This is a genomic window from Streptomyces sp. NPDC055103 (assembly GCF_053607625.1).
In genome coordinates this window covers 1-24,415 of sequence record NZ_JBSGTX010000087.1, presented here as the reverse complement: position 1 = coordinate 24,415, position 24,415 = coordinate 1, and the positions used below count along the sequence as shown (strand labels likewise).

Annotated in this window: 11 protein-coding genes and 1 pseudogene; 8 read left to right on the top strand and 4 right to left on the bottom strand. The window is 73.3% G+C overall.

What is annotated here, in order from left to right; translation table 11 throughout:
* Positions 1-60 precede the first annotated feature (60 nt).
* Positions 61-9,453 (top strand): amino acid adenylation domain-containing protein, encoded by a 9,393-nt coding sequence (locus ACWFR1_RS35535; protein WP_453558884.1) that lies wholly within the window; start codon positions 61-63, stop codon positions 9,451-9,453.
* Positions 9,454-9,715: 262 nt separating this feature from the next.
* Positions 9,716-10,699 carry a class I SAM-dependent methyltransferase gene (locus ACWFR1_RS35530; protein WP_453558881.1) on the top strand — a complete coding sequence of 328 codons (984 nt, stop codon included), beginning with the start codon at positions 9,716-9,718 and terminating at the stop codon, positions 10,697-10,699.
* Between the two features lie 125 nt (positions 10,700-10,824).
* Here the strand turns inward: ACWFR1_RS35530 and ACWFR1_RS35525 are convergent, their stop codons facing one another.
* A complete protein-coding gene (locus ACWFR1_RS35525) occupies positions 10,825-11,469 on the bottom strand; it encodes a helix-turn-helix domain-containing protein (RefSeq protein WP_453558879.1) in 645 nt (214 codons plus the stop codon).
* 104 nt (positions 11,470-11,573) lie between these two features.
* Between ACWFR1_RS35525 and ACWFR1_RS35520 the strand changes: the two genes are divergently transcribed.
* Genes ACWFR1_RS35520 through ACWFR1_RS35510 form a run of 3 tightly spaced genes read left to right on the top strand, consistent with a single transcriptional unit; the run spans position 11,574 to position 14,927 of the window.
* Positions 11,574-12,794, top strand: a complete 1,221-nt coding sequence (locus tag ACWFR1_RS35520) for an MFS transporter (protein ID WP_453558876.1) — start codon at positions 11,574-11,576, stop codon at positions 12,792-12,794.
* Between the two features lie 50 nt (positions 12,795-12,844).
* Positions 12,845-13,906, top strand: coding sequence for a sulfotransferase family protein (locus tag ACWFR1_RS35515; protein WP_453558873.1), 1,062 nt, complete (start codon positions 12,845-12,847; stop codon positions 13,904-13,906).
* A gap of 49 nt (positions 13,907-13,955) precedes the next feature.
* Positions 13,956-14,927 carry a quinone oxidoreductase family protein gene (locus ACWFR1_RS35510; protein WP_453558871.1) on the top strand — a complete coding sequence of 324 codons (972 nt, stop codon included), beginning with the start codon at positions 13,956-13,958 and terminating at the stop codon, positions 14,925-14,927.
* A 9-nt stretch (positions 14,928-14,936) separates the two neighbouring features.
* Here the strand turns inward: ACWFR1_RS35510 and ACWFR1_RS35505 are convergent, their stop codons facing one another.
* The 3 genes from ACWFR1_RS35505 to ACWFR1_RS35495 form a co-directional block, all read right to left on the bottom strand.
* Positions 14,937-16,148, bottom strand: coding sequence for a hypothetical protein (locus ACWFR1_RS35505; protein ID WP_453558868.1), 1,212 nt, complete (start codon positions 16,146-16,148; stop codon positions 14,937-14,939).
* A 244-nt stretch (positions 16,149-16,392) separates the two neighbouring features.
* Complete coding sequence (locus ACWFR1_RS35500; RefSeq protein WP_453558865.1) at positions 16,393-17,787, bottom strand: M1 family metallopeptidase; 1,395 nt, start codon at positions 17,785-17,787, stop codon at positions 16,393-16,395.
* 44 nt (positions 17,788-17,831) lie between these two features.
* Entirely contained in the window at positions 17,832-21,740 is a 3,909-nt protein-coding gene (locus ACWFR1_RS35495; RefSeq protein WP_453558863.1) for a Pls/PosA family non-ribosomal peptide synthetase, read from the bottom strand.
* Positions 21,741-22,347: 607 nt separating this feature from the next.
* On the opposite strand from ACWFR1_RS35495, the pseudogene ACWFR1_RS35490 reads away from it, so the two are divergent.
* The 3 genes and pseudogenes from ACWFR1_RS35490 to ACWFR1_RS35480 all read left to right on the top strand — a co-directional run.
* A pseudogene (locus ACWFR1_RS35490) lies at positions 22,348-23,196 on the top strand (S8 family serine peptidase); the annotation flags it as partial.
* A gap of 107 nt (positions 23,197-23,303) precedes the next feature.
* Positions 23,304-23,741 (top strand): hypothetical protein, encoded by a 438-nt coding sequence (locus tag ACWFR1_RS35485; protein ID WP_453558862.1) that lies wholly within the window; start codon positions 23,304-23,306, stop codon positions 23,739-23,741.
* Between the two features lie 131 nt (positions 23,742-23,872).
* A complete protein-coding gene (locus ACWFR1_RS35480) occupies positions 23,873-24,265 on the top strand; it encodes a hypothetical protein (protein ID WP_453558859.1) in 393 nt (130 codons plus the stop codon).
* Positions 24,266-24,415 lie beyond the last annotated feature (150 nt).

Genomic DNA, 24,415 nt, shown 5'->3' with positions numbered 1-24,415 from the left:
CACGGGACCACCGGCACATATTGACCATGGAGGGCCGCGATGCCGTTTTCGCCGGAGTGCTTGCCGTCTGCCGATACCGACCTGCCCGATTCCTTGCACGGTCTGGTGGCCCGGCACGCGGCGAGTCGCGGTGACGCACCGGCACTGCGCTGCGGCCCGGTGGAGTTGTGCTACGCCGAACTGGACGCGCTGGCGAACCAGTTGGCGCATGTGTTGCGCGGTCGCGGGATCGGCGCCGACGACGTGGTGGCGCTGGCGCTGCCCCGTTCGGCCGATCTGATCGTCGCCATGCTCGCCGTCGGCAAGGCCGGCGGCGCGTTCCTGCCGGTCGACATCCATCACCCGGCCGAGCGAATCGCCTTCATGTGCGCCGACAGCGCGCCCCGCGCCCTGCTGACGGCCGCGACGGTGACCGGGTTGCCGGACACCCCCGGTACCGCCCAGTTGTCGCTGCCGGAGCTGCTGGCCGTGGCGGCGAAGGAGCCGGTGACCGCCCCTGACCCGGTGGACCGTCCACTGTCCCTGGCGTACGTCATCTACACGTCCGGTTCGACGGGCCGGCCCAAGGGCGTCGCCGTACCGCACCGGGGAGTGCCGCCGTTCGCCGCCGACCTCGTGGACCGGATGGCGGCGGGCCCGAGCTCCGTGGTGTCGCAGCTCGCCTCGCCCAGTTTCGACGCCATGATCATCGAGGTGCTGCTGGCGTTCGCGCCGGGCGGCACCCTTGTCGTGTCGCCCCCCGACACCCTGGCCGGCGAGGATCTGGCCGCGTTCCTCGCGGACAACGGGATCACCCACGCGTTCGTCCCGCCGTCGGTCCTGGCGACCGTACCGGCGGCCGAACTGCCGGAGCTGCGGTCGCTGATGGTCGGCGGCGAGGCGTGCGGCGCGCGCCTGGTGGACACCTGGAGCCGCGGCCGCCGGATGATCAACGGCTACGGTCCCACCGAGACGAGCATGGCGATCACCCTCTCGGCCCCGCTCGTGCCCGGCTCGGAGGCACCGCCCATCGGCTCCCGGTCCGGCGCCACCCACCTGTACGTCCTGGACGACGCGCTGCGCCCGACGCCTCCCGGCGAGATCGGCGAGCTGTACAGCGGAGGCGGCGGCGTGACCCGCGGGTACGTCGCCCGCGCCGGGCTCACCGCGCAGCGCTACGTCGCCGACCCGTTCGGGGCGCCGGGCACCCGGATGTACCGCACGGGCGACCTGGTGCGGCAGCTGCCGGACGGACAGCTCGCCTACTGCGGCCGGGCCGACGACCAGGTCAAGATCCGCGGCCTGCGCATCGAACCGGGCGAGATCGAGGCGGTCCTCGCCGGACACCCGGCGGTCGAGCAGGCGCGGGTCCTGGTGCACGAGGACCAGGCCGGCGAGAAGCGGCTCGCCGCCTATCTGGTCGCCGCGCAGGCACCGGACACCGACGACGGCAACGCCGAACGGCACGTCGACGAGTGGCAGCAGATCTACGACACCTTCTACGACGAGTCCGACCGCGCCGCCTTCGGGGCCGACTTCTCCGGCTGGAACTCCACCTACACCGGTGAGGGGATCCCGGTCGAGCAGATGGCCCGCTGGCGGGAGGCGTTCGTCACCCGCGTACGGAGCTTCGCGCCACGGCGCGTCCTGGAGGTCGGCGTCGGATCCGGCCTGATCCTGACGCCGCTCGTCGGCGAGGTGGACGAGTACTGGGGCACCGACTACTCGGCGTCCGCGATCGAGGGGCTGCGCGACCGGCTCGCCGGCGAAGCGGGCACCGCCGAGAAGGTCACCCTGCGCGTCCAGGCCGCCGACGACACCACCGGCCTGCCGCGCGGCCACTTCGACACGATCGTCATCAACTCGGTCGTGCAGTACTTCCCCGACGAGCGGTACCTGCGGGACGTCCTCGCCAAGCTCCTCGACCTGCTCGGGCCGGGCGGCCGGCTGCTCGTCGGAGACGTCCGGTGCCTGCCGCTCGTGGACAGCATGTGGACGGGCGTCCGGCTCGGGCAGCTCGACCACGACCCGGAACCCGAGGCGCTGCGCCGCGAGATCGAACAGGCGGTGACCCTGGAGAAGGAGCTCCTGATCGACCCGGGGCTCTTCGGCACCGTCGGCGCCGGCGCGGTCGACGTACGGCTCAAGCGCGGCGCCGACCACAACGAACTGACCAAGCACCGCTACGACGCGGTGCTGCACAAGGCCGGCACCGATGCGCAGAACCTGTCGGCCGTCCCGGCGCTGAGCTGGGGACTCGACGTCCAGGGTCCCGAGGACCTGGCCGCGCGTCTGGCCGGCGGCGCCGCGCTGCGGCTCACCGGGGTGCGCAACGCCCGGGTCGCGGGTGAGGTCGCCGCCGCGCGAGCGGTCCGGGCGGTCGCACCGGTGGAGGCCACACGCGCCGCGCTCGACGGGCCGGCCGACGGGATCGACCCGGAGTACTGGCACTCTCTCGCCGCGACGCACGGACGGACCGCCGTGGTCACCTGGTCCGCGGACGGCCCGGACCTGCTCGACGTGCTGTTCCCGGCGGCCGACGGCCCGAAGGCACTGGACGGCGTGTACCTGCACCGCGACCCCACCGGGTCCACCGACCCCACCGGGTCCGCCAGGGCCACCAGGGCCACCAGGGCCACCAGGGCCACCAGCTCAACCGGCCACACCGGCTCTACGGGCTCCACGGACTTCACCGGCTTCACCAACGACCCCATCGCCACCCGCCGTCGCGGGCTGCTCGTCGCGGCTCTGCGCGACTGGGGCAAGGAGCGGCTCCCGTCCTACCTGGTGCCCTCGGCGTTCGTGGTGCTCGACGCGCTGCCGCTGACAGCGAGCGGCAAGCTGGACCGGCGGGCGCTGCCCGAACCCGACTTCCGCGGCGACGTCTCCGGCCGGGCGCCTCGTGACGCGCGGGAGAAACTGCTCTGCGAACTCGCCGCCGAGCTGCTCGACCGGGCCTGGGTCAGCATCGACGACGACTTCTTCGACCTGGGCGGCCACTCGCTCCTCGCCACCCGCCTGCTCAACCGGATCCGGGGCGCCTTCGGCGTCCGGCTCGGGCTCGACGCGCTGTTCGCCACGCCCACCATCGCGGGCCTCGCGGCCACCGTCGCCGAGACCGCCGGACAGGAGGCGCCGACCCTGGCCGCGGCCCCGCGACCGGAACGCGTCCCGCTGTCCTGGGCCCAGCAGCGCCTGTGGTTCGTCAACCGGATGGATCCGCTCGGCTGGACCTACAACCTGCCGGTGGTCCTGCGCCTGGCCGGTCCGGTGGACCGGGCCGCGCTGGCCGCCGCGGTCGAGGACCTGATGGTGCGGCACGAGTCGCTGCGTACGGTCTTCGACGAGCGGGACGGACAGCCGTACCAGCGGATCCTTCCCCACGTGCCGGCCGTCGATCCGGTCCCTGTGCTCGACGTGGCCGAGGCCGACCTGGACGAGGCCGTACGGACCTTCTGCCGGGAGCCCTTCGACATCACCGCCGACGTGCCGGTACGGGTACGGCTGCTGCGCACCGCGCCGGAACGGCACGTGCTGGTGCTGGTCCTGCACCACATCGCCGGCGACGGCTGGTCGATGCAGCCGCTGGCCCAGGACCTGGCCGCCGCGTACGCGGCGCGGGTGGCCGGCACCGCGCCGGCCAGGCAGCCGCTGCCCGTGCAGTACGCCGACTACGCGCTCTGGCAGCGCGACCTGCTCACCGCGACGTACCAGGATCAGATGACGGCGTTCTGGAGCGACCACCTGGCGGAGCTCCCGGAGGAACTGGCCCTGCCCTACGACCGGCCCCGCCCCGGCGGCGCCGACCACGACGGCGAGCTGCTCCCGTTGCGGATACCCGACTCGCTGCACGCCGGTCTGCTCGCCGTGGCCCAGCAGAGCCGGACCACGCTCTTCATGGTGCTGCACGCCGCCTTGGCCGCGCTCTTCACCCGGCTCGGCGCGGGCACCGACATCCCCATCGGCACCGTGGTCGCCGGGCGCGGCGACGACAAGCTCGACGACTTGATCGGCTTCTTCGTCAACAACGTGGTGCTGCGCACCGACACCGAAGGCGACCCGACCTTCCGCGAGCTCCTGGAACGCGTCAGGACCGACGACGTGGCCGCCCTCAGCCATCAGGACCTGCCCTTCGACCGTGTCGTCGAGGCGCTCAACCCGGCCCGCGCGCTCAGCCGCCACCCGCTCTTCCAGACGATGCTGGTCCTGCAGAACAACGCGGACGCCGACTTCGAACTGACCGGCCTGGACGTCGAGGTGGTCCGGTCGACGCCGTCCGCCGCGCAGCTCGACCTCTTCGTGAACCTCACCGAGACCTACCGGCGGGACAGCGCCGCCGACGGCATCGTCGGTGAGATCGTCTACCGCACCGGGCTCTTCGATCCGGACACGGTGCGGTCGCTCGCGGACCGGTTCGTCCGCGTCCTCCAGGCCGTCGTCACCGACCCCGACCAGCGTCTCGGCCGGCTCGACGTGCTCGACGGCGACGAGCGCGACACCATCCTCCGGTCCTGGAACGACACGGCGCGGCCGCTGCCGGACGCGTCGATACCGGAGCTGTTCGCCGCGCGCGCCGCGGCGGCCCCCGACGCGGTCGCGGTCACCGGTTCCCTCACCCTGACCTACGCCGAGCTCGACCGGCGGGCCAACCACCTGGCACACCGGCTGGTCGCGGCCGGTGCGAGCCCGGACCGGCCGGTAGCGCTGCTGCAGGACCGCTCGGCCGACCTGATCGTGTCCATGCTCGCGGTGCTCAAGGCGGGTTCCTCGTACCTGCCGCTGCCGTCGACGGCCCCCGCCGGCCGCCTGCGTCAGATGGCCGACCAGGTCCACGCCACGCTGCTCGTCACCGACCGGCCGCACGACCTGGCGGGACTGACCGTCCTCGCACCGGGGGACGGCGAGTCGCCCGAGCCGCCGCGCCCGGCACCGCACCCGGACCAGGCCGCCTACGTGATGTTCACCAGCGGCTCGACCGGTACGCCCAAGGCCGTCGTCCTGACCCACCGGAACACCGCCGGGTTCGTCCGCGACCGGCTCTGGCGGGCCGGCGGCACGGTGCTGATGCACTCCGCCACCGGTTTCGACGCGTCGGTGCACGAGATCTGGACACCGCTGCTGACCGGCGGCACGGTCGTGGTGGCTCCCGAGGAGATCCTCGACGACGCCGGTCTGGCCCGCGCGGTGACCGCGTACGGCGTCGACAGGATCTGGCTCACCTCCGGCCTGTTTGCGGCCCTCGCGGAGAACCCGGACTGCTTCGCGGGGATCCGGGAGATCCTGACCGGCGGCGACGTGGTGCCGCCCGCGGCGGTCGGCCGGATCCTGGACCGCCATGACGGCCTGACGGTCAGGGCCTTGTACGGTCCGACCGAGACCACCACCTGCTCCACCCGGTTCTCGATGTCCGACGCGCCGGCCGTGCCCGGCCGGGTGCCGATCGGCACACCGATGGACAACACCCGGCTGTACGTGCTCGACGGCCGGCTCCAGCCGGTGCCGGCCGGGGTCCCGGGCGAGCTCTACATCGCCGGTTCCGGGGTGTCGCGCGGGTACGCGGGCCAGCCCGGCCTGACCGCCGAACGGTTCACCGCCGATCCGTGGGGACCGCCCGGCAGCCGGATGTACCGCACCGGTGACATCACCCGATGGCGGAACGACGGCACCCTGGACTTCGTCGGCCGGGCCGACGGCCAGGTGAAGATCCGCGGCTTCCGGGTCGAACCCGCCGAGGTCGAGTCCTCGCTCACCGCCCTGCCGGGCGTCGGGCAGGCGTTCGTCACCGCCCACGAGGACCGCGCCGGCGACCGCAGGCTCGTCGCCTATCTGGTGCCCAGCGGCCCCGAACTGGACGTCGCCGCCGTACAGGACCGGGTCGCCGCCGCGCTGCCCGACTATCTGGTGCCCAGCGCCTTCGTCGTCCTCGACCGGCTGCCGCTCACCGGCAACGGCAAGGTCGACCGGCGGGCCCTGCCGGAGCCCGAGTTCGAGACGGGCACCGGATACACGGCGCCGCGCACCCCCGCCGAGGAGATCCTCGTCGCGCTCATGGGCGAGTTGCTGGGCAGGTCCCGGGTCGGCGCCCACGACAACTTCTTCGACCTCGGCGGCCACTCGCTCCTCGCCACCCGCCTGGTCAACCGGGTCCGCACCCACCTGGGAGCGGACCTGGGCATCGCGGACCTGTTCGAGGCCCCGACGGCGGCGGCACTCGGGGCACGGCTCGGCGCCGGCACCGGGGCCGGCCCCACGCACGGCCCCCTGCTGCCTGCCGAGCGGCCCTCGCCGCTGCCCCTGTCCTACACGCAGGAGCGGTTGTGGTTCCTGTCCCGGTGGAACGGTCTCGGCTGGCCTCTCGTGCTGCGCCTGGACGGGGCCCTGGACGTCGGTGAGCTGCGCGCCGCGGTGGGCGATCTGCTGGAGCGGCACGAGACGCTGCGTACCCGCTTCCCCGAGGTCGACGGGGCGCCCTGCCAGCAGATCCTGGAGAAGGCCGACCCGGACGAGGTGCTGCGGGTCGCCCCGGTGGACCCCGCCGCCCCGGACCGGGAGCCGACGGCCGCCGCCTTGGACGAGGAGCTGACGGCCGCCGCCCTGGACCGGGAGCTGACGGCCGCCGCCCTCCACCCGTTCGACCTCACCACCGACCTGCCGCTGCGGCTGCACCTGTTCCGCACCGGCCCGGACCGGCACACGCTGCTGCTGCTCATGCATCACATCGCCGGTGACGGCTGGTCCCTCGCCCCGCTGACCCACGACCTCGCCCAGGCGTACGCCGCCCGCGTCCGTGGTGACGCGCCGGTCTGGCGCCCGCTGCCGGTGCAGTACGCCGACTACACGCTGTGGCAGCGGGCCCTGCTCGAAGGGCCGGCCGGGGAGCGCCTGTCGGAGTACTGGACCGAGCGCCTCGCCGGGCTCCCGCAGGAGCTAGCACTCCCCTACGACCGGCCCCGGCCGGACTCCTCGGACCTGCGCGGCGCGCTGCTTCCGGTCACCCTGCCCGCTCCGCTGCACGCCGGCCTGCTGGACCTGGCCCGGCGTACCCACACCACGCTGTTCATGGTCCTGCACGCCGCCCTCGCGACGCTGTACACCCGGCTCGGCGCGGGCACGGACATCCCCATCGGCACCGCGGTCGCGGGGCGAAGCGACGACAGCCTCGACCATCTGATCGGCTGCTTCGTGAACAGTCTGGTCCTGCGGGCCGACACCGCCGGGGACCCGAGCTTCCGTGAACTCCTCGGGCGGGTACGGGAGGTGGACCTGGCCGCCTACGCGCACCAGGAGCTGCCGTTCGACCGGGTCGTCGACGCGCTGAACCCGGCCCGCACGCTGAGCCGGCACCCCCTCTTCCAGACCATGCTGGTGCTGCAGAACAACACGGAGTCCGCTTTCGCGCTGTCCGGCGTGGACGTGTCGCCGGCGCCGGCCGAGGGGGCGGTCGAGGCGATCCGGGTCGGTCCGGTGGACTTCGACCTCAACCTGAGCTTCGTCGAGCACCTCGGGGACGGCCGGGTGCCCGAGGGCATCACGGGTGAGGTGCGCTACCGCACCGACCTGTTCGACCCGGACACGGTGGCCGCTCTGCTGGACCGCCTCCTGCGGGTGCTGAGCGCGGCCGTCGCGGATCCGGACGCGCCGATCGGGCGGATCGACCTGCTCTCCGAGGCCGAACGACGGGCCGCGCTGTCGGGCCCTCGCGACACCGCGCGGCCGGTCGTCGAGGAGGACCTCGCCGTCCTGTTCGCCCGGAGGGCCGCCGCCGCTCCGGACGCGATCGCCGCGGTCGAGGGCGATCGGTCGATCAGTTACCGGGACCTCGACCGGCGCGCCAACCATCTGGCGCACGCGCTGGTGGCGGCGGGCTGCGGGCCGGACGATCCGGTGGCGGTGCGTCAGCCGCGCGGTATCGACTACCTGGTGACGGTCCTCGCCGTCGTCAAGGCGGGCGGCGGCTATCTGCCCCTGCCGGAGTCCGCGCCGCTCGCCCGTCAGCAGCGGATGGTCGACCACATGCGGGCCGCCCTGCTCGTCACCGACGGGCCCACCGAGCTGACCGGGGTCACGGTCGTCACGCCCTCCCCCGGTACCGAGGAGCACGGCCCCAGGACCACCACCCACCCGGACCGCACCGCGTACACGATGTTCACCAGCGGATCGACCGGCACGCCCAAGGCGGTCGGCGTCTCGCACCGCAGCGTCGCCGAGTTCGTCGCCGACCGGGCCTGGGAGGGACTGCGGCCGGCCGACACGCTGATGCACTCGCCGACGTCCTTCGACCCGTCCACGTTCGAGATCTGGCTGCCCCTGCTGACCGGCGGCCGGGTGGTGATCGCACCCGAGGGCGACCTGGACACCGAGGTACTGGCCCGCACCATCGTCGACGGGCGGGCGACGACCGCGGTCTTCACCTCCGCGCTGTTCAACCTGATGGTGGCCGAGGCCGGACCGGCGCTGGCCGCGCTGGACCTCGTCTGGGTGGCCGGTGACGTGGTGTCGCCCACGTCGGTCGCGGACCTGCTGGCCGTCGCGCCGGACACCGCGGTCGCCGCCGCCTGGGGCACCACGGAGACCACGGTCATCTCGTCCTGGCACCCGATCGCCACGGCGCCGGCCCGTACGGTGCCGATCGGCCGGGCGATGGACCACACCCGCCTGTATCTGCTCGACGAGCGTCTGCGGCCGGTGCCGCCCGGGGTACCCGGTGAGGTGTACGTGACCGGGACCGGCCTGGCCCGGGGGTACGCGCGTCAGCCGGACGTGACGGCCGCCCGGTTCGTGGCCGACCCGTACGGCCCGGCCGGTGGGCGCATGTACCGCACCGGCGACCTCGCCCGCTACCGGCCCGACGGGGTGCTGGAGTTCGACGGCCGCGTCGACGCGCAGCTGAAGGTCCGCGGGTTCCGCATCGAACCGGCGGAGGTCGAGGCGGCCCTGACCGGCCACCCGGACGTGGCCCACGCGACGGTCACCGCGGACGGCGAACGCCTGATCGGCTACCTCGTGCCGGCGGACGTGGACGTGGCCGCCGTACGGGAGCACGCCGCCCGGACGCTGCCGGACTACATGGTGCCGAGCGTCTTCGTCACGCTGGACCGGCTGCCGCTGACGGGCAACGGCAAGGTGGACCGGAAGGCCCTGCCGGCTCCGGATCCGAGCGCGTCCGACACGGCCTACGTGGCGCCCAGGGACGAACGGGAGACCGCGCTGTGCGCGATGTTCGCCGAGATCCTCAAGGCACAGCGGGTCGGCGTGCACGACAACTTCTTCGACCTCGGCGGCCATTCCCTGCTCGCCACCCGACTGCTCAACCGGGTGCGTACCCGGTTCGGCGCGAGCCTCAGCGTGGCCGTGCTCTTCGAGGCCCCGACGGTCGCCGCACTCGCCGCACGCCTCGGCGAGGCCACGAACCGCACCCGCCCGAAACTCCGCCGGCGCACCGGCCCGGCCGGCGGGGAAGCGGATCCCCGGTGAGGCCACGGGCGAACGATCCGCGTACCGGTGCCGACCCGAACGGCCGGCACCGGCCGCACCCCGCCGGTGTGCCGGGCGGCGCGGACCTCGACGGACCCGACCGGTTCGCGCGCGCCGCCCGACCCGCTCTCCCCTGCCACCCGGTGGCAGCGGGACCGAAGACCGGCACGGCGCCGACGGTGCCGCGCCCGCCGGCCGGACACCCTTCCGGCCCGGCACCGTGGAACTCGAGATGATCGTCGAATTGGAGTGGGAGAGCGCGATGTCAAGCATCAGTCCCCCGGAGACCGCAGCCGATCTCGCCGCCGTCGCCGCCTTGCTGGAGATGGCCGACCGGCTGGGCATCGTCCCCCTGCTGGAGCGCGGCGAGCCGGTCACCGTGGCCGAGCTGGCCGTGGCCGCGGACGTACCGGAAGAGGGCATGGGCGGTTTCCTGTCCGCGCTGGTCGCCGCGGCGCTGCTGGTGCCGACCGGCGTCAAGGAGTTCCGGATCGCGGACGACTTCGCCGACCGGATCCACGAGTCCGGCTACCTGACCTGGTCGTTGCGGGCGAACCAGCCGTACCTCCAGAACCCCGCCGCGTTCCTGCGCGACCCGGCCGGCGCCGCCTCGCGGTTCCGGCGGAACGGGCGTGAGGTGGCGGTCAGTTCCCGGTGGATCGGCAGTCAGAGCTTCTACCCGGCCGCCACCGAGGCGATCCTCGCCGTCCGGCCGAAGCGGATCGTCGACCTCGGCGCCGGCGCCGCCGGTCTGCTGATCGACCTGCTCGGCCGGCTGCCGGAGAGCACCGGGGTGGCCCTGGACATGAGCGCCGGTGCCTGTGAGGAGGCGTCCCGCGCGGCGCTGGCGGCGGGCGTCGGCGACCGTCTCGAGGTGGTGGAGCGGCCGATCCAGTCCGTCGCCGACGACCCGTCCCCGGTGGCAGGTGCGGACGTCATCCACGCCGGTTTCGTCTTCCACGACATCGTGCAGGAGAGCGACGTCTTCGACCGGGTGCTGCGCAGGTGCCGGGAGGCGCTGCGCCCCGGCGGCATCATGGCGATCACCGACTCGGTGCCGAACGCTCCGGCGGAGCGCGAGCGCAGGTTCAGCGCGCTCTTCACCTACCTGCACGCCGGGTTCATGAACGTGGCGCTGCCTCCGGAGGAGGACTGGCTGGCGCGCTTCCGGCAGGCCGGTTTCGACCAGGCCCGGTGCGTGCCGCACCGGTTCCCCGGCGGCCGGCTCTTCATCGCGACCAGGTAGGCCGTCCTGAACAGCTGACGGTCGGACCCGGGAAGAGACCCTTCCCGTAAAGGACCACGACCGCGCCGAGCCGCCGGAAACAGCGTCTCGGCGCGGTCGTCGTCATGTCCGCGTGGATGACGCGGCTACGCGGGCGGCTCCCCGGCGGGCTCCTTGGGCGCCCAGAACATCAGCAGGAACTCGACCGGCACCACGGCGTTCTCCTCGTCGTCGGGCCGGTTGAACTCCTCCATGAGCGCGGACAGGCGGGACCGGAACTCGGTGGCCCGCTCCGGCGACAGCCGACGGTCCAGCGCCACCACCATCGGGCCGAGCGGGTCCGGCTTCGCCGCGGCCTGCTCCGCGTCCGGCCCCGGTCCCGGCTGGAAGCGGCCGCTGATGATGTCCCGTACGAGCCGGTCACGGAAGTCGTTAAGCGCCGCGGCGAACGCGTCGGCCAGTTCGCCGGCGTTGCCCGGAGCGGCCAGCAGATCGCGGCTCAGCCGCAGGGCGAACTGCGCCACCTGGTACTGGCTCTCCTGGATCCCGGAGACCATCCGGGTCTGCGTGACCTTGATCAGGCCGGCCGCCTCGAGCACCTTGATGTGCCGGTAGAGCCGGGTGGGGGGCTGGTCGAGGAGCTGGGCGATCTCCTTCACCCGGTGCGAACCCCGCACGTCGCTCATCATCGTGCGGAGAATCGCCAACCTCAGCGGGTCGGACAGGGCCTTCAGCGTCTCCACGTCGTCCACCTCCCGGACGACCGCCATCGCGTCGGCATCGTCAGCCATTGACCCATCTCCGTTTCCTCATAGCGAACCATTCACTTGCATGCTACCGTTCACGCATGAGTGAACGCTTACGTGACCGTGATAGCGAAGCTCCCACCACGTCCATGCCTCTGCGTCGCAACCGACGCTTCCAGATTCTCTGGATCGGGGCGGCCGCGGCCAACCTCGGCCTCGAAACCGTGGAGGTCGCCTATCCCCTGCTGATCATGTCCCTGACCGGGTCGCCCGCGCTGGCCGGGCTGTTCGGCTTCGCCCAGATCGGCACCGCCCTCCTGGTCGGACTGCCGGCCGGCGTGGTGGTCGACCGGTGGGACAGGCGCCGCATCCTGTTGATCTCCGAGGCGGTCCGCGCGCTCACTCTGGCGTTCATCGTCCTCATTCTGGTGGCCGGCCGGGCGAACTTCGCCCTTCTGATCCTGGCCGCGATCGTCCTCGGCGCCGGTACGGCCTTCGGCGCACCGGCCCGGATGCTCCTGATCCGCGCCGTGGTGCCGGACCATCAACTCACCGCCGCGCTCAGCCAGGACGAGGCGCGCAGTGGCGCCGCCGCCCTGGCGGGTCCGCCCCTCGGCGGCGCGCTCTACCTGGTCTCCCGTACGTTCCCGTTCGTCGCCGCGATCGCCGGCTTCGTCATCTCCTTCGTCTGCGCCCTGGCCGTCCGCGTACCGAAGGCGGCGGCCGTCACCGAGCAGGTGAGCGACGAGAAGAAGAGCGCGCTCGCGCCGCTGGTCACCGCCTTCTCCGGACTGCGCGACCTGTTCGGTGACCGGCTCCTCCGGTCCGCGCTGCTCCTGATCAGCGTCTTCTACTTCAGCATCACCGCCGCGATCCTCATGGTGATGGTGACCCTGCGCGACCAGCATCACTCCGCGGGCACGATCGGTCTGGCCCTGTCCGGTACCGCCGTCGGCATGCTCGTCGGCTCGTCCCTGGTGCCGCGGCTCAACCGGCTGCTCAGCCCCGGCGCGCTGCTGCTCTCCGCGTCCACGCTGACCACGGTCGCGGTGGCCCTCCTCGCTCTCCCGCTCGGCCCGGTCTGGGTGTTCGCCATGCTGACCCTGGCGGCACTCGGGCTGCCGGCGCTGAAGATCCTCGTCGACATCATGATCTTCCGGCAGACCCCGGACCACCGGCGCGGCCGTGCCATCGCCGCGACCATCACCGTCATCGGCGCCGGATCCCCGCTCGGTTCCCTGGCCGGCGGTCTGGCCCTGCAGTTCCTCGGTGTCACCGGCGCCATCGCGCTGATCGCGGGCGTCCAGGCCGTGATCACCGCGGCCGGGCTCGCGAACCGGCACGTCAGGTCCGCTCGCTGGCCGAAGTGATACCCCCGCCTCCCGCGTGAACCCGCCTCCTCACGAAAGCGAGCTCCGTCATGCTCAAGCAGCCCATCTTCATCGTCGGCCATCCCCGTTCCGGTACGAGCCTCGTCCGCAGTCTCGTCGAACGCAGCGAGCACGTCTGGAGCATCGGCCGCGAAGGCAAGCCGATCTGGGAGCGGGACGGCCTGCACCCCAGCCGGCGCGGCTGGCAGTCCAACGCCCTGGACGCCTCCGACGCGACCCCCGAGGTGGCGGCCCAGCTGAACGCCGACCTGCTCGCCGCCGCGCGCAAGCCCGGCGCGGAGTGGTCCGTCGGCGACAAGCTCGACTTCCTCGACTTCATCAGCGCCCAGGGCCTCCAGCCGCACTACTACGACGTACCGCTCAAGGCCCTCCAGGAGCGCTTCCCCGGCGACGTGCCGGTAGGCCCGCCCACCACACGGGACGGCGGCGAGCTCGACGAGATCACCCCGTTCTGCTTCCCGCCGCGCGGCCCGCGCCCCACCGAGGCCGAACTCGCCGACGGGATCCGGCTGGTGGAGAAGAGCATCCAGTCCTGCTTCCGGATCCCCTTCCTGCAGGCCCTCTACCCGGACGCCCGGTACGTCTTCGTCGTCCGCGACCCGCGCACCAGCATCGGCTCCCTGATGGACGCCTGGCTCAACCCGCGGATGTTCTTCTCCTACCCGATGCCGGTGCCGCTGCGCATCAAGGGCTACTCGGACGTGTACCCGTGGGGCAAGCAGTGGTGGAACCTCAGCCTGCCGCCCGGCTGGCAGGACTGGGTGGACCTGCCGCTGGCCGAGGTCTGCGCGCAGAACTGGCTGGCCCACAACCGGGCCGTCCTGGACGCCGCCCGCGCCCTGGCCCCGACAGGCAACTCCGTCCTCGTCCGCTACGAGGACGTGCAGACCGACCCGGTGGCCACCATGGAGGCCGTGGCCGAGGCGGTGGACCTGCCCTTCGCCGACGCCTGGGGCCGCCGCGACCTCCCCGTCGTGATGACCCAGACCGTTCCCGACCCGGACAAGTGGCTCCGTCACGAGTCCGAGATCCGCAAGGTCCTGCCGCTCGTCCGCGACCTCGCGAAGGAGGCCGGCTATGACGACTTCTGAACCGCCCGGCACTCGATCAGCGGTGGAAGACCGTCCTACGATCCCGGTCATGAAAGCCATTCAGGTCAGCAAGGCCGGCGGACCCGACGTACTCGAACTCGTCCGCCTGCCCCGCCCGTCGCCGAGCGCGGGCGAGGCGCTGGTACGGCTCGCCGCCGCCGGGGTCAACTACGTCGACGTCTACCTCCGCTCCGGCCTCTATCCGCAGGAAGTGCCGTTCATACCTGGGCAGGAGGGCGCCGGCACCGTCGTGGAGGTCGGCCCCGGGGTGCGCGAGGTCGCCGTCGGTGACGTCGTCGCCTGGGCGAACCTGTCGGGCTCCTATGCGGAGTACGCGCTGCTGAGCGCCGACCGGCTGGTACCGGTGCCGGACGGAGTGGCCCCCGAGACGGCGGCGGCCACCCTGCTCCAGGGCATGACCGCGCACTACCTGTGCCACGACACCTACCCGGTCAGGGCCGGCGACACCGTCGTCGTGCACGCCGCGGCGGGCGGCGTCGGCACGCTGCTCACCCAGCTCGTGCGGCTGCGCGGCGGCACGGTGATCGGCACCGCGTCGACCGAGGCGAAGGCGGAGGCCGCGCGCGCCGCCGGCGCCGTCGAGGTCGTCGACTACCGGCCGGGCGCGCTGCTCGCGGCGGTGCGACGGCACTCCGGCGGCCTCGGCGCCGCCGCGGTGTTCGACGGCATCGGCGGTCCGACGTTCGACGAGAGCCTCGCCGCACTGCGCCCGCGCGGCGTCCTCGCGGTCTACGGGCAGTCCGGCGGCGCGGTGCCGCCGTTCGACCTGCAGCGCCTCAACACCGCCGGGTCCGTGTTCGTCACGCGTCCGAACCTGACCCACCACATCCAGGACCGGGCGGAGCTGCTCCGCCGGGGAACTGCCGTGCTCCAGCTGGTCCGCGACGGCCGTCTGCGGGTCCGTATCGGACAGCGGTTCGCCCTGTCCGACGCGGCGGACGCCCATACGGCCCTCGAAGCCCGCACGACGATCGCCAAGACCGTGCTCACCTGTTCCTGATACGGCGCGTCAGTCCTTGCGCACGGGGCGCAGGGTCACCAGATCGGTGCCGTCGCAGTAGGTGAGGTCACCGCCCTTGTCACTGCGCAGGAAGGCCTGGCAGTCCGACTCCCCCTCCCACAGCGGGCGGTCCTCGTAGTCCAGCAGGACCAGGCGGCGGCCGTCCTGCCAGATGCGGCCGGGGATGGCCCGTGCGGCGGGGCTCAGACCTTCGGGGCGGACCGGGCGGCCGGCTTCGGACAGGTGCCGGTCCGGACGGCCGGGCGCGCGGACGATCTCCTCCCAGCCGCCGCCGGTGACCAGGTACTCGCCCGGGGCGAGCCGCGGGGAGTGGTCCAGGGGGCCGTCGTGGGGGTCGACGACGAGAGCCCCCTCGGCTTCCGGCAGCGCCAGGCGGTACCCGACGGTCAGCGGGAGCGTGCGGTCCCAGCGGCAGCCGGTACGCGGATCGCGCGGGGCCTGGGGCTGGTCCCAGACGAAGGTCCGCTGCCAGCCGCGGTCTTCGGGGTTGTCCGCCGTCGCCCGCCCCGCGAGGACGGTGACCCGGCAACTCCCCCTGGCCGGGGCGGTGGCCATGACGATCCGTCCGCCGACCTCGACGATCCGGTCGACGCCGTCGGGCGGCCGCAGCTCCGTTTCCCAGTACGGACGACCGTCCTCCGGGTCGAGAACGCCGATGCGGCCGGCGCCGACGAGGTAGGGCCGACAGCGGTTCCCGCCCATGCGCCGAGGGGTGTCGAACGGGGCGAACGCGTCAGCTCGGCACGCGTCCAGGACCCGCGACACGCCGGGCACCGTCCGCGTCCACACGGACTGCCCCGTGGACGTCCGCCGGCCGGTCAGCCGGCACGCCCCCGGGCGGCACTCCGCCACAAGCACCGTCCCGGCATCCCTCTCGTACAGGAACACCTGGCTGCCCGGGGGCAGGGCGTGCCGCCAGGCCAGGCGCCCGTCCCACGGGTCGATCCCGGCGATCGCGCTCGGCCCCCGCTGCCCGTCGCGTCCGCCGACCAGCACCACCCTGTAGCGGTCGACGAGCGCGGAGTGCGCGGCACCGGGCCGCTGCGACGTCAGCGCGAACTCGGCGGGCAACGTCAGCCGCCAGCCCCGGCTCTCCGGGCCCGCCCGCCGGGCGATCGTGCGGCCCTGGCCGAGCATGCCCGGTTCGGGGCTGTTCACCACCCACGTGCCGTCCGACCCCGATGCCACCGGCAGCCGCACGCGCGAAGACTCTTCGGGAACCGCCGAACCGTCACCGAATATCGGCCCCGGCGGGACGAAACACCCCGCGAGCAGCGACCCCACCACCACGCCCAGCAGCCCCCGCCACCACCGACGCCGCATCGCACCCCCCGGTTCGGCCTTCAGGGTAGAGTGCCCGCCGGCCGTTCGGCCGTGCCCGAGTCCCTTTCGTGACGGCCTCGTAGCCGTGCCGCCGCCTCGCCGGTGCCGTAGCGACCCGAGGTCAGCCGACCCCTGGCCCGCCGTTCGTCGGCGGGTACCCGGGGCGGGACGGAACCGGCGCGTGGCCGGGCCGCGGGGTCGGCAGCGGAGGGAGGGCGGGCTCGTGGAGCCAGGACGTGAGCAGGCCGTCCACCGGCTCGGGCGCGTAGCGGGCCACGTGCGCGGCGAAGCCGACGGTGGTCACCACGCCGTGGCGGTGCGCGGTGGCCCAGTCGCGCAGCATGCGGAAGAACGGGCCCTCGCCCAGCGCGCAGCGGATCGCGTGCACCGCGAGCCCTCCGCGCTGGTACAGGCGGTCGTCGAACATCAGCTTGCGGCCGGGGTCGGCGAGGACCAGGTCCTGCGGCTGCGAGGCCAGCAGCCGGTGTGCCGCAACCGCCAGTTCCTGCGCGGTACGGCCGTCGGAGCGCTCCGACCAGAGCCATTCGGCGTACTTCGCGAAGCCCTCGTTCAGCCAGATGTGCCGCCAGTCGCCGATGGTGACGCTGTTGCCGAACCACTGGTGCGCGAGCTCGTGGGCGATGAGCCGCTCCGAACCCCGCACACCGTCCACGTGGTTGGCGCCGAAGAGCGAGAGGCCCTGGGCCTCCACCGGCACGTCCAGCTCCTCGTCGGCGACGACGACCGCGTACTCGCCCAGGGGGTAGGGGCCGAACAGCTCCTCGAAGAGCCGCATCATCGCGGGCTGCCGGGCGAAGTCCCGGGAGAATTCCGGCAGCAGATGCGCCGGTACGTGGGCGGTCTGCGGCACCCCGCCGAGGCCGGGGTCGCCGAGCAGCACGGTCTGGTACATGCCGATGGCGAGGCCGACCAGATAGCTGGAGGTCGGGGCGGTCTGCTCGTACACCCAGGTGGTCGTGGAGGCCTTGGCCGTCCGGGTCAGCAGCCGCCCGCCGGCGACCACCGTGTACGGCGAGGGGGTGTTGACCGAGATCTGGTACGAGGCCTTGTCGGCGGGCCGGTCGTTGCACGGGTACCAGGAGGGCGCGCCGACCGGCTGGCTCGCGACGAGCGCGCCGTCGGTGAGCTCCTCCCAGCCGAGGCCGCCCCAGGGGCTGCGTACCGGCTTGGGGTTGCCCGACCAGTGGACCTCCACCGTGAAGGCGGCGCCGGGGGTGAGGGGCTTGGCCGGGCGGACGTGCAGCTTGCCGCCCCGGTGGGTGTAGCGGGGGGCCCGTCCGTTCACCTGCACCCGGCCCACTTTGAACTCGGCCAGGTTGAGGGCGAACTCGGCGAGCGGCGCCCGGCCGACGATCGCGCTCAGCCGGGCCGTCCCGGCCAGCCGGTTGGGGCCGGGACGGTAGTCCAGGGCGATCTCGTACCGGTGGACGCGGTATCGGGGATCGCCGTTGGCCGGAAAGTACGGGTCCGACGCCGTTGTCCGCTGGCCGCTCACTGCCGCTTCCGCTCCCTGCGCTGTGCTCGTACGCCGTGGCCCCTTCAGGACCGCCACGCCTCGATCGGATTGCCCAGCCAGCGGGTGTCGGCGGGGACGGATTCCCCGGCCATCACGAGAGAGGCGGGTCCCAGTGTGCTGCGGGCCCCGACCGTGCTTCCGGGCAGGACGATTCCGCCCGGGCCCAGGGTGGCGCCCTCGCGGAGGACCACAGTATCCGTCCTCAAGATCCGGTCGTGGAAGAGGTGCGTCTGCAACACACAGCCGCGGTTCACGGTGACGGCGTCGCCGAGGGTCACCAGGTCGCTCTCGGGCAGCCAGTAGCTCTCGCACCACACTCCCCGGCCGATCCGGGCCCCGAGACCGCGCAGCCACAGGGCGAGGAGCGGGGTTCCCGGCACCGATCCGGCGAGCCAGGGCACGGCCAGTACCTCGACGAACGTGTCGGCCAGTTCGTTGCGCCAGACGAAGCCGCTCCACAGCGGGTGCTCCCCCGTCCGGTGCCGGCCCACGAGGAGCCATTTCGCGGCGACGGAGACCGTCGCCGCGGCCGCCCCGGCGGCGAGCAGGACCACTCCGGACAGCAGTGCCGTCCCCACGGTCCCGAGTCCGTCCGTCGCGGCCAGGGCGCACAGCGCGGCCACGGTCAGGACGGCGAGCGCGGCCGAGCAGAACACCGGGACGAGCCTGCAGAGTTCCACCAGGCCCCGGGCCCACAGGAGGCGCGCGGGCGGGTCGTAGGTGCGGCTGCGGTCCGCGGCGGCGGCGGACCGCGGCAGCTTGACCGGCGGCAGGCCCAGGTACGAGCTGCCCTTCTTGGCCTTCTTCGGGGTGGCGGACAGCACGCCGACAAGACCGTCGTCGGGCACGCTGCGGCCCGGCGCGGTCATGCCCGAGTTGCCGAGGAACGCCCGGCGTCCGATCTCGGAGTGTCCGATGCGGACCCAGCCGCCGCCCAGTTCGTAGGGGGCGGTCAGGGTGTCGTCGGCGAGGAACGCGCCCTCGCCGACGGTCGTCAGGCTCGGGAGCGCGAGCACGGTGGACACCTCGGCGCCCCGGCCGATCCTCATGCCGAGCAGCCGCAGCCACACGGGGGTGATCAGTCCCGCGTACAGCGGGAAGAGGGTCTCCCGGGAGAGGTCCATCAGCTGGGTGACGGTCCAGGCCTGCCACCCGACCCGACTGTGCGTGGGGTGGGTCCCGGTCCGCAGCCCGAGGCTCAGCAGCCGCACGGAGACGAGCAGCAGCAGCGCGTACGCGCATCCGAAGGCGAGCGCTGCCGGCGCCACGGCCGTCAGCGCGCCGCGCAGGGCGTCGGCGAGTGCGGCTTCGGCGGGTACGAACAGGCTGACGACTAGCAACGCCGGCAGGGCGGCGAGCACGGGCAGGGCGGTCAGGCAGAAGCCGGTCGCTCCGTACACGGCGCGCCAGTGGGCGGCGCGCGGCGGGCGGCCCTCGGGCCAGTTGCGCTTGGCCTTGCCGAGCTTGACGGCGGGCGCTCCGGACCAGCGCTGACCGGTCGGGATCTGTCCGGTGACGGCGGAACCGGGCGCCACCTCGGCCCGCTTGCCGACCCGTGCGCCGGGGAAGAGCACGCTGCGGGTGCCGACGACCGCGCCCGCGCCGACCTTGACCGGGCCGATCACGAGCCGGTCTCCGTCGAGCCAGTGCCCGGAGAGGTCCACCTCGGACTCCACGGCGCAGCCGCGTCCGAGCTTGAGCAGGCCGGTCACGGGCGGCAGGGAGTGCAGGTCGACGTCGGGGCCGACCTTGGCGCCGAGGGCCCGTGCGTAGCGCTGCAGCCAGGATCCGGTGAGGGAGGTCGCGCCGACGTGTTCGGCGAGGCGTTCGGCGGTCCACAGCCGGAGGTGGACGCTGCCGCCGCGCGGGTGGCGTCCCGGCGTGACCCCGCGCAGCAGGAGGCGTGCGCCGCCGGCGGCGAGGGCCAGCCGGCCCGGCGGGCTGTAGAGCAGGGCCGCGCCGGCGGCGACGAGCCACCACGAGGCGGTGGGCGCCCACGGGTAGGGCCCGAACCGGTGCAGGACGTTGCCGAGGGCGAGGAGCGCCACCGTCCAGCGCAGGCCGACCAGGGTGAACAGCGGGAGCAGGAGGAGCGACTGCGTCACCTGGGTCCTGAGCGGGACGGGGGCGACCGTCCTGGTCGCGGTGTCGTCCTGGGCGGACTTCTCGAGGTGGCGGGCGAGCTTGCGCAGGGTGGGTCGCTGGTAGATGTCGACCACGGCCGCGCTCGGGTAGCGGGCGCGCAGCCGGGTGGTGAGCTGGGCGGCGGCGAGGCTGTTGCCGCCGATCGCGAAGAAGTCGTCGGCGGCGCCGGTGACGGCGACTCCCAGCGTCGCGCTCCACTGCTCGGCGAGCCAGGCCTCGGTGCCGTAGAGCTGTTCGGCGGAGCCGGTGGTCTCCAGTTCGGGCAGGGGCCAGGGGAGCGCGTCCCGGTCCACCTTGCCGGAGGTACGGGTGGGCAGGTCGTCGACCGGCGCGAGGAGCGGTACGAGGGCGGCGGGGAGTTCGGCGCGCAGCCGCTCGACCGCCGCCGGGTGGTCCCAGCCCTCCTGGGTGACGAGGTAGCCGACGAGGAGCTGGTTGCCGCCGCGCGCGGTGCGGACGGCGGCGGCGGCGCCGGCGACGCCGGGCAGGGCCTGGAGCGCGGCGTCCACTTCGCCCAGTTCGATGCGGCGGCCGCCGAGTTTGATCTGTTCGTCGCCGCGGCCGAGGAAGACGAGCCCTTCCGGTTCCGCGCGGACGAGGTCGCCGCTGCGGTAGGCGCGCTGCCAGCCGAGGGACGCGAGCGGGGCGTACTTCTCGGCGTCCTTCGCGGGGTCGAGGTAGCGGGCCAGGCCGGCGCCGCCGATGACGAGCTGGCCGCTGCCGCCCATGGGCACCGGCTCGCCGGACTCGTCGACCACGGCCAGTTCCCAGCCGTTCAGCGGGAGCCCGATGCGGATCGGTTCCTCACCGGTCAGGAGCGAGGCGCAGGCGACGACGGTGGCCTCGGTGGGGCCGTAGGTGTTCCAGACCTCGCGGCCCTCGGTGACCAGACGCTGGGTCAGTTCGGGCGGGCAGGCCTCGCCGCCGAAGATCAGGAGCCGGACCTCGCCGAGGTCGTCGGGCTCCCAGAGCGCGGCCAGGGTGGGCACGGTGGAGACCACGGTGATCTCCTGTTCCACCAGCCAGGGGCCGAGGTCGGCGCCGCTGCGCACCTGGGAGCGCGGGACCGGCACGAGGCAGGCGCCGTGGCGCCAGGCCAGCCACATCTCCTCGCAGGACGCGTCGAACGCGACCGAGAGACCGGCCATGACGCGGTCGCCGGGGCCGATCGGTTCGTCGGCGAGGAAGAGCGCGGCCTCGGCGTCCACGAACGCGGCGGCGCTGCGGTGGGTGACGGCGACCCCCTTGGGCACGCCGGTGGAGCCGGAGGTGAAGATGATCCACGCGTCGTGCTCGGGCCCGGGGCGGGCGGCGGGCGCGTGTCCGGGCTCGGGTGCCCGGGTGACCTCGACGGACTGTCCGGCGCCGAGCACCGCGCGCACCGCGGCCTCGCCGAAGACCAGTTCGGCCCGCTCGTCCGGGTCCTCGGCGTCGACCGGGACGTAGGCGGCGCCCGCGGCGAGTACGGCGAGGACGGCCACGTACAGCTCGTTGGTCCCGGAGGGCACGCGTACGCCGACCCGGTCGCCGAGCCCGACCCCGGCGGCGGCGAGGTCACGGCGCCTGCGCTCGACCTCGGCGGCCAGCGCGCGGTACGTCAGCTGCGTGGTGCCGTCGTCGAGGGCGAGTTCGTCGGGGTGTGTCCGGACGGCCGCGTCGAGGACGTCGACGAGCGTACGGGGCGGGGCGGCGGGTCCGGCGGAGAACCGGGCCGCTTTGCCGGGCTCCCCGTACGTCTCCGCGTCGTCGAGCAGAGTGAGTTCACCGCGCTCAGGTGTGGCTGACATCGGCCCTCGTGTCTCGCTCCCGGAACGTCCGGGTCGCCGGAGGAGCCCGGGTCTGCCCGGGTTGTTCCGTTCCAGCGCCAAACAGCCCGCCAGTCTAGTGCGCGGACCGGGATTTCCTTGTCGCGCGGCTTGCGCGTGGCTGATGAACGGGGGTAATGCGGCGGCCCGCGACGACGGCGGGGCGGCGCCCCGGACGGAGGGACGTTCCCGACGGGTGCGGATACGGGCCAAGGGGAGGAACATGCTCCGGCCGTCGCCGTGCCGGTCGCCGAAAAACGCGCGGGGCCCGGTCCTGACGGCGATCCGGAGGGGTCGCCGTGCGCCGCTGTCGCACGAGCATCGCTCCGCTGTCACACGGCCGTCACCGTGCCATCGAACTCGGGGACGTCACGATGGCGTGAACTCACGCGCCTCGGTCCCCTCGCTCCCGAACCGCCGTCGATCCCGTCCCATACTGCGCTGACCAGAGGCGGGCGGCATCCTGCCCACGGCTGGAGACGACCATTCGACTTCGTCCCGATCTCCTGGTGGAGACTTGCGCGCACAGGTGCACAGAGCACGCGCCCTCACCGTCGCGGCGGCCACGTCAGTGGCCCTCGTGGCAGGCATGACCGGCCCCGTGACAGCGATCGCCTCGAACACGACGGCCACACCGGACACCCCGCGCTTCGACGGCAGCCGGCGGATCCAGCTCATCACGGGCGACCATGTCCTCGTCGGTGCCAAGGGCCAGGTGGTGGGCTTCGAGGCCGCCGAGGGCCGAGGGCACATACCCGTACAGGTGCAGCGGAGCGAGGACCACTATCTGCTGGTGCCCGCCGACGCGCGGCGTCTGATAGCCGCCGGCACGCTGGACCAGCGCCTCTTCGACGTCACCGAGCTCGCCGACCCGCGGTTGCGCGAGAGCCACCGCGACGGGCTCAAGCTGATCGTGCGGTACGAAGGGGGCGCCGGCGCCGCACGGGCCGAGGTGCGTTCGGCCGGTGACACCCGACTGCGGCGTACGTTCCCCTCCCTCAACGCCGATGCCATCCGTACGTCGCGGGACGACGTGGCCAAGGTGTGGGACGCGCTGACGGACCGGCAGAAGGGCGGCGCACGCGCCACCACCGCCGCCGCCGGCATCGACAAGGTGTGGCTGGACGGGGTGCGCAAGGCGAGCCTGGACCGGGGGGTCCGGCAGATCGGCGCCGACAAGGCGTGGGAGTCCGGGTACGACGGGACGGGCGTCACGATCGCCGTCCTCGACACCGGTGTCGACAAGACCCACGACGACCTCAGGACCCAGGTCGTCGGCGAGAAGAACTTCTCCGCCTCACCCGACGCCGTGGACCGCGTCGGACACGGCACCCACGTCGCGTCGATCGCCGCCGGTACCGGCGCGAAGTCCGGCGGGACGTACAAGGGCGTCGCTCCCGGTGCCAAGGTGATCAGCGGGAAGGTCCTCGACGACGCTCGCTCCTGCAGACCTGGGACGCGCACTTCGCCAAGGACGCCACCACCCAGTACGCGGTGTCCTTCGGCGGCAAGGCGAGCAGGGTCGCGACCGGCTGCACCCGGCACGTGAAGGCGAACGAGCTGGCCACGCTCAAGGTCGGTCTCGGCACCTCCGCCCCCGGGAAGACCACGCTCGTCTTCCCCCATCCCCGTCTGCCCGGCGCTCCTGAGGGCAACTCGTTCTCCCCGTACCAGGCGGCGCCGGGGATCCGCGCCTTCCTCGTCTCCACCGGTGACGGCGTCTCCTGGATGACGAGGTTCCACCAGTTCGGCGCGCCCGACCAGTGGGGCAACCCTGCTTACGAGGGCTCGTACGAGATGGTCCGGCCGAAGCGCTACGAGGCCGGCTCGACCTACCAGGAGACGTTCAACACGGGCGTCTTCGGCCCTCTCCTGGGCGAGGACATGGGCGTCTTCCGCACCGCGCCGACCCGGCCACGGGCGAGCAGCGGCTCGTCGGCTCCCTGCCGCTGTTCGCCGACGGCAAGGGCCACGCGGGGCTGACGGAGCACACCTCGGCCACGTCGACGCTGTACCGCGACGGCGTCAAGGTCGCGGAGAACAACGACCCGCTGACCGGACAGCAGCCCTTCACGGTCGACTCCTCGGACGCCGAGTACCGGCTGACGACCTCCGTGGAGCGCTCGGCGAAGGTCGCCGCGGCCTCCACCCGTGTCGACGCCACGTTCACGTTCCGCTCGAAGCAGGTGTCGGCCACCACCGCGCTCCCGGTGTCCACGGTCCGCTTCGCGGCCCCCGTCGACCTCGCCTCGCGTGCCCCGGCCGGCGTGTCGGTCCTGGTCCCGGTGACCGTGCAGGGCGCGGCGGCCGGGAGCAACCTCTCGTCGCTCGCCGTGTCCGTGAGTTACGACGGCGGCGGGACCTGGCAGCTCGTGAAGGTCGTGAAGGGCAAGGTCTCCCTGAGGAATCCGGCGAAGGACGCGGGCATCTCCCTCCACGCCGAGGTCACGGACAGGCAGGGCAACTCGTCGGAGCTGACGATCCACGACGCGTGGCTCGGCAAGTGACGTCGAACCGCTGATGCTTCCGCGTACGGCGTCCGCGTCGAGAAGCCCAAGCAGCTCGCCGGCGCCCTCAAGGACGCCTTCAAGCACAAGGGCCCGGCGCGGGCAACAAGCCGCCGGAGGTCCAGGAGCGGATCGCGGACCGGCTGGCCG

Coding starts and splice junctions, on each gene's coding strand:
- ACWFR1_RS35520 (WP_453558876.1), top strand. CDS start 11,574: ATGCCTCTGCGTCGCAACCGACGCTTCCAGATTCTCTGGATCGGGGCG.
- ACWFR1_RS35515 (WP_453558873.1), top strand. CDS start 12,845: ATGCTCAAGCAGCCCATCTTCATCGTCGGCCATCCCCGTTCCGGTACG.
- ACWFR1_RS35525 (WP_453558879.1), bottom strand. CDS start 11,469: ATGGCTGACGATGCCGACGCGATGGCGGTCGTCCGGGAGGTGGACGAC.
- ACWFR1_RS35530 (WP_453558881.1), top strand. CDS start 9,716: ATGTCAAGCATCAGTCCCCCGGAGACCGCAGCCGATCTCGCCGCCGTC.
- ACWFR1_RS35495 (WP_453558863.1), bottom strand. CDS start 21,740: ATGTCAGCCACACCTGAGCGCGGTGAACTCACTCTGCTCGACGACGCG.
- ACWFR1_RS35510 (WP_453558871.1), top strand. CDS start 13,956: ATGAAAGCCATTCAGGTCAGCAAGGCCGGCGGACCCGACGTACTCGAA.